Origin of the sequence: Rhizobium sp. NFR07 (assembly GCF_900111905.1) — a bacterium.
Classification (GTDB): domain Bacteria; phylum Pseudomonadota; class Alphaproteobacteria; order Rhizobiales; family Rhizobiaceae; genus Neorhizobium.
The window spans coordinates 465,520-478,046 of the sequence record NZ_FOKM01000003.1; the positions used below are offsets into that span (position 1 = coordinate 465,520).

Annotated in this window: 12 protein-coding genes; all 12 read right to left on the reverse strand. The window is 62.0% G+C overall.

What is annotated here, in order from left to right:
• Window positions 1-30: 30 nt before the first annotated feature.
• Window positions 31-1,119, reverse strand: coding sequence for an ABC transporter ATP-binding protein (ugpC, locus tag BM216_RS09170; protein WP_092998217.1), 1,089 nt, complete (start codon window positions 1,117-1,119; stop codon window positions 31-33).
• Between the two features lie 43 nt (window positions 1,120-1,162).
• Window positions 1,163-2,818, reverse strand: coding sequence for a beta-galactosidase BglA (locus tag BM216_RS09175; protein ID WP_092998219.1), 1,656 nt, complete (start codon window positions 2,816-2,818; stop codon window positions 1,163-1,165).
• Between the two features lie 46 nt (window positions 2,819-2,864).
• Window positions 2,865-4,034: a carbohydrate ABC transporter permease gene (locus BM216_RS09180; protein ID WP_092998221.1), complete on the reverse strand. Its 1,170-nt coding sequence runs from the start codon at window positions 4,032-4,034 to the stop codon at window positions 2,865-2,867.
• A gap of 1 nt (window position 4,035) precedes the next feature.
• Window positions 4,036-5,049 carry a carbohydrate ABC transporter permease gene (locus tag BM216_RS09185; protein ID WP_092998223.1) on the reverse strand — a complete coding sequence of 338 codons (1,014 nt, stop codon included), beginning with the start codon at window positions 5,047-5,049 and terminating at the stop codon, window positions 4,036-4,038.
• A 244-nt stretch (window positions 5,050-5,293) separates the two neighbouring features.
• A complete protein-coding gene (locus tag BM216_RS09190; protein WP_092998225.1) occupies window positions 5,294-6,658 on the reverse strand; it encodes an ABC transporter substrate-binding protein in 1,365 nt (454 codons plus the stop codon).
• Window positions 6,659-6,832: 174 nt separating this feature from the next.
• Complete coding sequence (gene folD / locus BM216_RS09195; RefSeq protein WP_092998227.1) at window positions 6,833-7,732, reverse strand: bifunctional methylenetetrahydrofolate dehydrogenase/methenyltetrahydrofolate cyclohydrolase FolD; 900 nt, start codon at window positions 7,730-7,732, stop codon at window positions 6,833-6,835.
• A 125-nt stretch (window positions 7,733-7,857) separates the two neighbouring features.
• Entirely contained in the window at window positions 7,858-9,630 is a 1,773-nt protein-coding gene (locus BM216_RS09200) for a GumC domain-containing protein (protein ID WP_092998229.1), read from the reverse strand.
• Window positions 9,631-9,750: 120 nt separating this feature from the next.
• A complete protein-coding gene (locus BM216_RS09205; protein WP_092998231.1) occupies window positions 9,751-10,329 on the reverse strand; it encodes a hypothetical protein in 579 nt (192 codons plus the stop codon).
• Between the two features lie 153 nt (window positions 10,330-10,482).
• Window positions 10,483-11,031, reverse strand: coding sequence for a hypothetical protein (locus tag BM216_RS09210; RefSeq protein ID WP_092998233.1), 549 nt, complete (start codon window positions 11,029-11,031; stop codon window positions 10,483-10,485).
• The gene (locus BM216_RS09215; RefSeq protein ID WP_092998519.1) at window positions 11,031-11,396 is read right to left on the reverse strand and encodes a hypothetical protein; all 366 of its coding nucleotides are present in this window, start codon (window positions 11,394-11,396) and stop codon (window positions 11,031-11,033) included. Before BM216_RS09215 ends, BM216_RS09210 begins: the two co-directional genes overlap by 1 nt.
• Window positions 11,397-11,419: 23 nt before the next feature.
• Window positions 11,420-11,980: a rod-binding protein gene (locus tag BM216_RS09220; RefSeq protein WP_092998521.1), complete on the reverse strand. Its 561-nt coding sequence runs from the start codon at window positions 11,978-11,980 to the stop codon at window positions 11,420-11,422.
• A gap of 119 nt (window positions 11,981-12,099) precedes the next feature.
• A complete protein-coding gene (locus tag BM216_RS09225; protein WP_092998235.1) occupies window positions 12,100-12,519 on the reverse strand; it encodes a hypothetical protein in 420 nt (139 codons plus the stop codon).
• Window positions 12,520-12,527 lie beyond the last annotated feature (8 nt).

Here is a 12,527-nt window from a genome sequence, read left to right on the forward strand (position 1 = left end):
CCGCGCCGTTGCTTGCCGTTATCCACAGGCTTACCGACGGTAGGAGCGCCCGTTATCGCCGAAAAGATGCAGCCTGGCGGGATCCGCGCTCAGGCGGACGATATCGCCCTTGGCGATATCCGACGTGCCCTGCAGCTTGGCGATGATCGGCTCATCGGCGGACGGCCCTTCCAGATAAAGCAGGGTCACTTCGCCAAGTGCCTCGACCAGCAGGATGCGGCCTTCGATCAGATAGTCTTCGCCCGTCGAGACCGTCAGATCCTCCGGCCGGACGCCAAGGCTTGCGGCCTTGCCCTTGTCCGAAGCCGGCACCTCGATCGGCACGCCGGCGGATCGATTGCCTTTCAGTGACAGGGTCGTTCTCGCCCCAGGCTCAGCAATGGTGACCGGCAGGATATTCATCGCCGGCGAGCCGATGAAGCGGGCAACGAAGAGGTTGGCGGGCCGCTCGTAAAGCTCCAGCGGCGCTCCGACCTGCTCGATCTTGCCGGCGGAAAGAACCACGATGCGGTCGGCGAGCGTCATTGCCTCCACCTGGTCGTGGGTGACGTAGATCATCGTCGTGTCGGCCATTTTCTCCTTGAGCTTGGCGATCTCGATACGGGTCGCCACGCGCAGCGCCGCATCAAGGTTCGAGAGAGGCTCGTCGAAGAGAAAGACCTTCGGGTTACGGCAGATGGCACGGCCGATCGCGACACGCTGGCGCTGGCCGCCGGAAAGCGCCTTGGGCAGGCGATCGAGATAGGGCGTGAGCTGCAGGACATCGGCCGCCGCGCGGACGCGGCGATCGATCTCGTCCTTGCTTTCCCTGGCGATCTTCATGCCGAAAGCCATGTTGTCGTAGACTGTCATGTGCGGATAAAGCGCGTAGGACTGGAAGACCATGGCGATGCCGCGCCGCGACGGCGGGACGTCGTTGACGACGGCCCCGTCGATCGACATTTCGCCGGCGGTGATGCTCTCGAGGCCCGCAATCATCCTGAGAAGCGTCGATTTTCCGCAGCCGGAGGGGCCAACGAAAACGACGAACTCGCCCTGTTTTATGTCCAGGTCAATGCCGTGAAGCACCTTCACCTGGCCATAGGACTTGCGGATTTCCTTAAGCGTAACACCTGTCATGGCCTGTCCCTCCCCTTATCCTTTTCGTTAGACCGTCACCTCATCAGACGCGGCGGGCGAAGAATGCGCCCCAAGGCTGCAGCTCGACATCCCGCCCTTCGAGCGAAGCGTCGAAGCCATGGCCGGTCAGGACCTCCCAATCACCGATCGGCAACGTGCCTTTGAGGGAATTAGGGCTCATGTTGAAAAGGCAAAGGACCGTCTCGTTGCCGTGGCTGCGGGTATAGGCCAGCAGAGGCTCCTCCGTCGGCAGGAAGGCGATGTCGCCTTTGGCAAGCGCCGGATGCGTCTTGCGGAATGCGAGGAACCGCCGGTACTGCTCCAGCACGGAAGACGGATCGCCATATTGGGCGCTGACGGCGTGCAACTGATGCTCGACCGGGATCGGCAGCCAGGTGCGTTCGGCGGTCGAAAAGCCCGCCTGCAGCGCCTGGGCATCCCAAGCCATCGGCGTGCGGCAGCCGTCGCGGCCCTTGAATTCCGGCCAGAACTGGATGCCATAGGGATCCTGCAGGTCGGCATAGGCGATATCCGCCTCGGTCAGGCCAAGTTCCTCGCCCTGGTAGAGGCAGACGGAACCTCGCTGGGTCAGCAGGATCGCGGAGGCCATCTTGGCGAATGTATCGCGGTCCAGCACCTCCTGGCCCCACCGGGTCACGTGGCGCACGACGTCGTGGTTGGAGAAGGCCCAGCAAGCCCAGCCCTCGGGTGCGGCGGCAGAAAATGCGGTCTGGACCTCTGCTACCCTCGACGGCGTCAGCGGATCGGGCGCCAGGAACTCGAAGGCGTAGCACATCTGCATCTTGTCGTCGCCGGACGTATACTCACCGACGATTTCGAGACCTCGCTGGCTGTCGCCCACCTCGCCGACGGCGGCGATCGCCGGGAATTCGTTCAGCACGGCGCGAAAACGCTTGAGGAATTCCAGGTTCTCCGGCCGGTTCTTGTCGTAGAGATGCTCCTGGAAATTATAGGGATTGACCGCAGGTGCCGTGGAGGCATTGCGCCGCGAGGGATCAAGCGCCGGATTGTCGCGCAGGTCCCTGTCGTGGAAGTAGAAGTTGATCGTGTCGAGGCGGAAACCGTCGACGCCGCGCTTTAGCCAGAAACGGGTCATGTCGAGCAGCGCGTCCTGCACTTCCGCATTGTGAAGGTTCAGGTCCGGCTGCGAGGTCAGGAAGTTGTGCATGTAATATTGCATGCGCGTCGGATCCCAGTGCCAGGCGGACCCGCCGAAGATCGACAGCCAGTTGTTGGGCGGCGTGCCGTCCGGCTTGGCGTCGCTCCAGACATACCAGTCGGCCTTGGGATTGAAACGGCTCGACCGGCTCTCGATAAACCACGGATGCTGGTCGGACGAATGGGACATGACGAGGTCGATCATCACCTTGATGCCGAGGCGATGGGCTTCCGCAATCAGGCCGTCGAAATCCGACAGCGTGCCGAACATCGGATCGACGTCGGTATAGTTCTGGACGTCATAGCCGAAGTCCTTCATCGGGGATGGGAAAAAGGGAGAGATCCAGACCGCATCGGCGCCGAGCGCCGAGATATGCGGCAGGCGGGCGGTGATGCCCTTCAGGTCGCCGATCCCGTCGCCATTCGAATCCTGAAAGGAACGGGGATAGATCTGATAGATGACGGCGCCGCGCCACCAGTCCTTGTCGGGCTCGACGGAGCCTTCAGTCACAATGCTCATTCGCTACCTGTCTTGAGAGGATTATAGGAATTGACCGCCTGCCCGCTCAGCCACCCTTGACCGAACCGGCAAGGAGGCCGCGGACGAGGTACCGCTGCAGGGCAAAAAAGACGATAATGGGGACGAGGATGGAGATGAAGGCCGAAGCCGTCAGGATTTCCCATTTTCCGCCCATCGACCCCAGCAATGCATTGAGCGCGCCCGTCAGCACCAGCTGATCCTTGCCGGTGCCGAGAAGGACCATGGCGACGAGAAGGTCGTTCCATGTCCAGAGAAACTGGAAGATGGCAAACGAGGCGAGCGCCGGGAAGGACAGGGGCAGCACGATCTTGACGAAGATCTCGAAATCGCTGGCGCCGTCGACGCGGGCGGATTCGATCACTTCCTTGGGCAGGCCGGCGATATAGTTGCGCAGGAGATAGATGGCGAGCGGCATGCCGAAGGCGGCATGGGCAAGCCAGATGCCCACATAGCTGCGCGACGGCACGCCGAAGAAGGCGCCGATATTGTTGTACATCGTCAGGAGCGGGATGAGCGACATCTGCAGCGGCACGACGATAAGGCCGACGACGACCGCGATGATGATCGTGCGGCCGGGAAAATGCATCCACGATAGCGCGTAGGCGGCAAAGGCCGAAATCAGGATCGGGATGATGGTGGCCGGGATTGCGACCGTCAGCGAATTGACGAAGGATTGGCCGATGCCCTGCGCGGTCAGCACCGTGCGGTAATTGTCGAGCGTGAAGGACGGCGGCTGGGTGACCGAAAGATAGACGCGTTTGCCGCGCTTGTCGTCGAAGGGTCCATTCTTCGTGTAGGTATAGCTGCCGTCGTCGTTGACGATGAGCTTTTCGCCATCGCCGAGGTCGGCTTCCTCCCCAGCGGCGAATTCCGTCGGAGCGGCGACGCGTGTTCCGTAAGCCTGCACGCTGCCGTTAGGCCCTGCGCCCTGGTCGTCGAAGACGGAGCCCGAGATCACGTAGTTCGGACCATCCTGCCGCGCCGTCGACGGATCGCCCAGGCGTGCCGCGCTGGTTTCGGCAGCGCCGGTGAAGGCCGTCCACCAGCCGGACGAGGCAATCTGCCCCGCTTCGCGGAAGGAGGTAACGAAGATGCCGATAGTCGGGATCATCCAGAGGATACAGATCAGCAGGACGGAGACGTGGACGATCAGGCGCGGAAGGCCGATGCGGCGGAGGCTTGCGACGGCGCTCATGTCAGTGCCCTCCCCGGTCTTCGCTGGCCTGCCTTATGTTCCAGATCATGATCGGTGTGACCGCCGCCATGATGACGAGTGCGATGACGGCGCTGCGGCCGGAATCGCCGCCGCCGCGGAACATCCAGTCGAACATCAGATTGGCCAGCACCATCGAGTTCCACTGGCCGTTAGTCATGGTCAGCACGATGTCGAAGACCTTGAGGACGAGAATGGTGATCGTCGTCCAGACGACGGCGATCGTGCCCCAGATCTGCGGCACCATGATCTTCCAGAAAATCTGCCAGCCGTTGGCGCCGTCGATCACCGCCGCCTCGATCGTCTCTTCCGGGATGCCGCGCAAAGCTGCCGATAGGATGACCATGGCAAAGCCGGTCTGGATCCAGATGAGGATCGCCATGAGGAAGAAGTTGTTCCAGAAGGGCAGCGCGATCCAGACCTGCGGATCGCCGCCAAAGAACTGCACGACGGCGTTGAGAAGCCCGATCTGCGCCTCCTCGCCTCCACGGAACTCGTAGATGAACTTCCAGATGACCGAGGCGCCGACGAAGGAGATCGCCATCGGCATGAAGACAAGGCTCTTTGCGATATTGCCCCACCAGATGCGGTCGGTCAGCACCGCGATGACGAGGCCAAGGAAGGTGCAGGCGGCCGGCACGACCGCGAGCCAGAGGATGTTGTTGAAGATCGACTGGCGGAACTGCTCGTCGCCGATTGCCCAGCGGTAGTTGGCGAGGCCGACGAAATTGCCGCCCGAGCGGTCGTAGAAGGAGAGGATGAAGGTCGAGATGACCGGATAGACGAGATAGACGAGCAACAGGAGAAGTGCCGGACCGAGGAAGAGCCACGGCCGGATGACCGCATGGGCCCTGAGATTGGAAGAGGCGCGGCGGGGATCGCCGACGCGGACGGGAAAGGCGACCTGCAGCAGCTTGTCGGACAGCCAGTAATACAGCGCGCAGGCAAAGACGCCGGCAATGACCGCCCCGAAGGCCGTTATAATCTGCGATGCCATGCTTCCTCCCCTTGTTGTTCTTGCGGTCTTGCGACGCTTATCCGCGCGCCCGGATGGCCGTCCAAGAAAGTCCCCCCCCCCAAACCCTCCCCACAAGGGGGAGGGCTTAACCCAGCAGCACCGCCGAAACTCAATTGAGACGAGCGGTTGCCGCGGATCTTCTCCCCGGTGTGGGGGAGATGGCCGGCAGGCCAGAGGGGGGGGGTATTGCTACGGGCGATTGGTCAGCGAGCCCGGGCCCCTCTTACTTCAACCCATCCCAGGCCTTCTGGATCTCGTCGGCCGATGCCTGCGCATCCTTGCCGCCGACATAGTCGATCATGCCGGTCCAGAAGGCGCCGGCACCGATCTTGCCGGGCATCAGGTCGGAGGCGTCGAAACGGAAGGTCGTGGCGTTGGTCAAAAGCTCGCCCTGCTTCTTCAGGACGTCGTTGGCGTAGGCGTCCAGATTGACACCCTTGTAAGGCGTCAGGAACGAGGCCTGCGCCATCCAGACTTCATGGGCGATCGGCGTCTTCAGGAATTCGATGAAGGCCTGTGCGGCAGGCGAATCCTTCGTGATGGTGAACATCGTGCCGGCGCCGAGCACCGGTGTGCCAAGCTCGGGCTTCGAGGCATAGGTCGGCAGATAGAAGAAGTCGGCATCGACGCCGAGTTCCTTGTCCGGCGGGAAGAAGGACGGAACGAAGGACGCCTGATGGTGCATGTAGCATTTCGGCGGAATGTCGAAGAGCCCCTTCGGGCTGTCACGGAAATCGGTCGAGGCGACGGCCGGCACGCCGCCGGCGACGTATTTGTCGTTCTTGGCGAACTTGCCGAATTCCTCGATCGCGCCGACGACGGCCGGATCGTTGAACTTCACCTCGTTCGATACCCACTTGTCATAGGTTTCCGGCGTCTGGGTGCGGAGCATCATGTCCTCCACCCAGTCGGTCGCCGGCCAGCCGGTGGCGCCGCCCGAGGCAAGGCCGATGCACCACGGCACGCCGCCATCCTCGACGATCTGATCGGAGAGCTCGAGAAGTTCCTCCATCGTCTTCGGAACCTCGTAGCCGGCCTCCTCGAAATTCTCGGGCACGTACCAGACGATCGATTTCAGGTCAGCCTTGAACGGGAAGCCGAAATAACCCTGCTGGCCGTCCTTGCCTTTATAGGTGCCGTATTTCACCCAGTCCTCGCCGGAACCGTAATTGGTCTTGACCCAATCCTCCGTTTCCTTGCCGAGCGGCGTCAGGAAGCCCTTGGGCGCGAGGTCGGCCAGAAGACCCGGCTGCGGCATGATCGCAATGTTTGGCGGCGACCCCGCCTGGGTGTCGATGACGATCTGCTGTTCGTAGTTTTCCGACGAGGAATATTTGCCATTGGCGCCGGTCGCGGCATTGAAATAGGCGAGCACGCTGTTGAACAGGACTTCGTCCTCGCCGCGCCAGGGGCCGAACAGTGTCAGGCTCTGGCCCTTCAGGTCGGCATGGGCGGCCTTGAAATCCTCGTAGCTCTTCCAGTTGAATTTGGCGTCTTCGCCGGGAGGGAACTTCAGCTCCTGCGCGTGGGCAGCACCTGCGATCAAGGCGGCCAGCGCGGTAGCACCGACCCAAACTGAAGTTCTCATCAAGCTATCCTCCCATCAGAGATCGTGTCTGCGACCTGAGTGATTGCCGTGCAGTTGGAACACGACAGTCCGGATAGTGATTTAAGGCAGTTGCGGAGGTTTCAAGGGCTAATATTTGCGCTGCATCGCACAACCAGTGCCCGATGCCACCACCGGTGTTCCCGCGGGAATGCTTCAGAATTTTGGCGCGCCAAGACCTGCTACGCGGTGAGCGGCGATGACGGTATTGGCCATCAGCATGGCGATCGTCATGGGGCCGACGCCGCCGGGGACGGGCGTGATGGAGGCTGCAACCTCGGAAGCTTCGGCAAAGGCGACATCGCCGACGAGCTTGGTCTTGCCCTCGCCCTTTTCAGGTGCGGGCACGCGGTTGATGCCGACATCGATGACGGTTGCACCGGGCTTCACCCAGTCTCGCCTGACCATTTCCGCGCGGCCGACGGCCGCGACGAGAATATCGGCATTGGCGCAGACGGATGCGAGATCCCTTGTGCGCGAATGGGCCATGGTGACGGTGGCGTTTGCGGCGAGAAGCAGCAGGCCCATCGGCTTGCCAAACAGGTTCGAGCGGCCGATGACGACCGCGTTTAGACCCGAGAGGTCCTCGCCGTGGACCCGCTTGACCAAGAGCATGGCACCGGCCGGGGTGCAGGAGATGAGACCGGTCAAGAGGTCGCCGGTGGCGATCTTGCCGGCATTGGCGATGTTGAGACCGTCGACATCCTTTTCCGGCAGGATCGACTGGATGATCGCGTCGGAATCAAAATGCTTCGGCAGCGGCAATTGGACAAGGATGCCATGGACCGAGGGATCGGCGTTCAGCGTATCGACAAGGGCCTGCAGCTCGCCCTGCGTCGTGTCTTCCGGCAGCGTGTGCTGGATGGAGTTGAAGCCGCATTGCTTGGCCATCTTGCTCTTGGAATTGACATAGGCATGGCTTGCCGGGTCGTTGCCGACGATGACGACCGCCAAGCCCGGCTTGATCCCGGCCTTGGCTTCCAGCGATGCGGATGCTTCGGTTACTGCGGAAATGACGGAAGCGGCGGCTTCCTTGCCATCAATCACAAATGCCACGATGAACTCCTCGCTAGATCAGCGCCATCCTATGCAACGGCCTCCAGGCCGTTTGCCCATCAACGCCCTATGCTGTCCAGATCAGGCAAAAGCAAGAGGTTTGTCACCTGCAGCCAGCGGCGCGATCAGCCGTTGGCCTTGCGCTGACGGGCTTCGTGAAGTGCGACGAGTTCGCGCAGTTCTTCGAGCTTGTGCTGGAGAGCGGCGAGCTCTTCCTCCTCGCTGGCAAAGTTGCCCTCCGCCAGATCGCCGAGCCAGTATGCCCGGTCTTCAACCTCTTCGGCATGACGTTCCTGCGACTGCTCGACGGCGGATGCGACGAGAGGCGGAAGATCCGCCTCGTCGGGCCGAAGACGGTTGTTCTCCAGCAGCGCCCGAATGCGATCGCCGAAGGCCACGTCGTTTGCCGCCTCGTCATGCAGCGGCTCGTCCACGAGTTCCCCGTGGACCGGGAGTTCGTCTTCAAGCGCCCGCGGCAGGTCGACGACCTGATCCTCTTCGGCGAGGACAAGTTGCGGCTCGGTGATCGGATCGGCGCGGTCGTCAAACGCATCGAAGTCGGCGTCGAGTTCGTAGGTATCCTGTGCAACCTCTTCGGCAAGCCGTGCCTGCCGCCGGCGCCATAGCTCGACAATGGCCATGCCGGCCAGTCCGCCGGCCGCCGCGCCACCGACGATCAGCGTCACAAGGTCAGGCCCGAGCCGCCTGGCGGAGGCCTCGGACGCGGGCACGATCACGGTCGTCCGCGGCAGGCTCACGGGCCTTGCAACAGAGGTATTTCCCTCGGCCTCGGCAAGGTTTCGCCGCGCTTCCTCGGCCGCACCTTCGAGCACTGCAAGCTGCGTCGCGGCTTCGGTCAGCTTGGGGTCGGATGATGCGGCTGCCTTCTGCGCCTTCAGCCCATCGAGCGATTTCGCCGCCGACGCGGCCTGACCGGAGAGCGATTCGGTAAGCTGCTGCAGAGCTTGCTTGATATCCCGCTTGGCGTCATCGACCACCGCCTGGGCGGCTATGTGCTTGGGATGCTTCGGGCCAAGCTGCACCGACAGTTGCTCGAGCTCGACCTCTGCCTGGACGTAGCGCTGGCGCTGGTATTCGAGGCCCGTGAACTCCAGGCTGTCCGGCAGCGGCTTGGAAAGCACGTCGGCGACCGTCATCGCCGCGGCCGTCTTTTCCTTTTTCTGCAGATCGGCAAGCTGCTCGCCGACGGCAGTGATCTCGATATCCCGTGCATCGCCCTCTTGGCGAAGCTGCTGCATTTTGGCCAGGGTCGCGGCATCGAGCTTGCCGGTAAAGCCTGAAAGCGCGGCATCCGCCCTACCCGCCGTCTTGCGCAATGCTTCGACCTGGGGAGATACGGATGTGCCGGCGGTCGCGAGGATCGCATGGCGGAACTCTTCCGCGGTGCGTTCGGCAATCGAAGCCGCGCCTTCTGCATCCGCTGCGGTAGCCGCGATGATCAACCGCTGACCGGGTGCGTCATAGGTGAAGGAAAGCGCATCGAGGAGGCGTTGGCGAAGCGCCTGTTCCGCCTCGGCGACGGTCGTCTCCCGGCCGGACCATACTTCGGAAGCGATCCGGATGATCGTCGGGGTGTTTACGGCAAAGCCTTCCGCTTGGCCGAGATCGAGCGCGCGGATGATGTTGTCGGCGGTCTGGCGCGACTGCGTCGCCCTGATTCCGGCGAGGATCGCGTTCTGGCTGACGCCCTGGACGGTCAGCTGGGTTTCGCTGCGAAACTGCGTGTTGAAGAGTGGGGAAAGCGCGACCGGAAGCGCACCGCCGACGCAGGCGAAGAAAGCGCCCGCGAGGACGATCGATCGAAACCGGCGCAGCATAGAGGAATCATCGCCGAGCGCCGCGTCGTCCCGCATCTCGGCATTGGTCAGCGCATCCATAGTCCATCCACCTCTGATCGCGGTGGTGCCCAAGATCCGCGTTCATTAACGCAGTCTAAATTTTCTAGGCAAACAAATGGTTAACGCGCAATTTGCAACGCCTGAGCAAGACGCAGCGCTTCATTCGCCGATGCTTAGCGACTTGCTGCCGGCAAAGATGGTGAGGTTGGCTCTCATGTCGCCAGCAACCTCGGCACGCATTCCGCGACCTGCGGAAGGGCTGCCAGGAGCGATCATGACGTCGCACTGGTCGATGGACCTGTCGGCGGCGAGGACGACCCTGTGCCAGGGCGCGTGTCGCTGCAGACGATCGCGCAGCCGTTCGGCCTGCGTGATATCGCCATGGCGAACAGCTACCGTCATCGGCCGTTCCGCATAGGTGAGAAGTGCCGGCACGAAGCCTGCCGAGCACAACTGGCCGACGCTGCTGCGCGCGCCCATCATCCTGAACATCAGCCCCGACAGGATGCCGCCGGCCGGCAGAACGAGGTGGCGCGCGAGCATCCGGCGCTCGGACGGGGAGAAAAGGCAGCGCGCCATCAGGCCCGCGTCGAGAAAGGAGAGCGCACTCTGGCCGCCTGGAAAGCGGCTGAGGTTTTCAGCCAGCCCCAGCGCCAGATCCCAGTCGAGATCATAGAACGGAAGAACACCGGCACGAGGGCCGGCGATGGCTGTCAGACGTTCTCCAGCGGCGTTCATCAGGGCATCCGTGCACAGGAAAGTTCGGACTTTTACCCTAGCAGAACGGCGCTCAACGGTGCTTTAAACCGGATGCTAAAATTCTATCGGCCCGTGCAGAAATGAGAAACCGGACCATGAGGCCCGGTTTCGGAAACGTCGCGGCAATGGGGATCAGTGTCCGCCGGAGGGCGCCGCTGCCGGCGCGTCGACCGTCACGCCATCGACAATCTTCTGGACAGCCGGCGCACCCTTGCCGCCTCTTGCGGCATTGGTGCGAATGTCTTCCTTCGACATGTAGTCAAGCTGTTCGACCAGAACCTCGGCCACGACCTGATCCTTGAACTTCTCGTTCATGCCGTCCTTCACGCTCGACTTGAACTTCTCAAGATCGAAAGCGCCGGGACGGGAAAGATCGACCATCTTGTTGCCCACCAGAAGCGTGAACAGCTGGTCGGTCATCAGTTCGGTGATCGGAAGCGTGATCGCCTTGGCCTTTTCCTTGTCCATCATGAAGGAGATGCGGCCGATGAAGTAGCCGGCGATATTGCCGTTAGCGATCATCGGTACGGTGATTGCCTCACCGCGCACGACCTCCAGAAGCTCCTTCTTCTTGGCTTCCTCATCGACGGGAGCGGGAGCCGCCGACATCTGGACGGAGGCATAGACCGCGCCCAGCGTGACGATGCAGACCCAAAGCCCGGTCAGTAGAAGCTTAAGCATCAGGCCTCGCTGTAGATGAACTGTTCCTGGGTGTAGGTGCCGTCACCCTCGGCGTCGCGTGCCGCATTCTTCAGAAGATCGGCAACCGCGCGCACAGCGTTCAGATGGGCCTCGACACGGCGGGCGTTGAGCGCCAGCTTGCTCTTGAGGCCATGCATCTGGTCGATGTGATTGGTCGCGATCGACTTCGGGTCGGTGCCGCGGAACAGCATGGTCAGCTCATAGAGGCAGCGGCTCTTGTGAGCATTAGAAACCTTCAGATCGAATTCGGGATCAGCGCCGATGCGCTGGTTCTCGTTGTCGATTATCATTTCAAGGCGACCGAGAACGGTCTTGATGCGATAATCGGTCGATACGACTTCCATGGTGTCTGCCTCATATTTCACGGTCAGGCCTCTTTCTTTTCAGTTGCCGAAATTCCAAGGACCTGACGTTGGAAATCGTCGACCATGCTCATCGCCCGGCTGCGCTCATTCTCGTCGGTGGAGGCGCTGGGCCCCTGACGTTGCAAGCGGTCGAGAGCTTGGGAATACATTTGTTCGGCGATGCCGATGCCGCCGGACTTGGACATTTCGTCCGAGATCTTCTCCGCCATCATGCCCTTCCAGAAGTCGCCGGCAGAGCCCTTGCCGTATACCTCTTCGCTATCGTTCGGCAGCATGGAGTTGACGAAGGTCGAAAGGATGGATGCCTCGAACTTGCGGTACTCGTCCGGCATTTCGGCGGCATCGGTCTTTTTCGAGTTGCGAACATGGTCGAGGCCAGCACGCGTGCCGGACGTATCGATGACGTCCATGGCAGCGCCAAAGCCCTTGCCGGCATCGGCAAGACTGCTTGCCGCAAAAGCTGCGCGGTTTGCCTTCAGTTTCGCCTGGGCAGCCTGGACCTCGGTCGGGTCGGCGGCGCGCACGACATCAAGCACCAGATCGCTCGGAGGGGAAATCGCCACGTCCTGTCCTTTCATTACCGTAGCAGCGCCGACCGCCATGGCGGTCTTGACTGCAACGAGAGTGTGAAATGCACGCGGCCTCGCTGACTAGCGACAGCACGACCGCTGCGATGACGGGACTATGACGATTGAAGCTTGCTGGAGGCTGGCGCGGCGAGCGTCATCTCGATCAGATCGTAGATCGCGTTGTCGGCGGCCTCGCGATCCTCGAGTTCGCGGGCTTCCTTCATGTTGTCTTCCAGCCGATCGCCCTTGGTGCGCTCCTTGAGGACCTTGTTTTCCTGGAACTGCTGGACGCCTTCCAGCTGGCGTTCCTTGGTCGTGAGCCGGCCGAGGCGGTCCGCATAGTGATTTGCAAACTGCTGGTGAACCGGATTGACCGACCCGATGGCATCGATCACCGCATCTATGGACTGGGCAACTTCGGCGCGATGGCGCACCGTCGCAGCGAGCTCGGAATCCGCCATCTTCTCCAGATGCCGCTGCACGGCGACGAGGCGCTTCAGCTTTTCGGAACGTTTGTCGGAACCGGAGGCCATGGCGATAC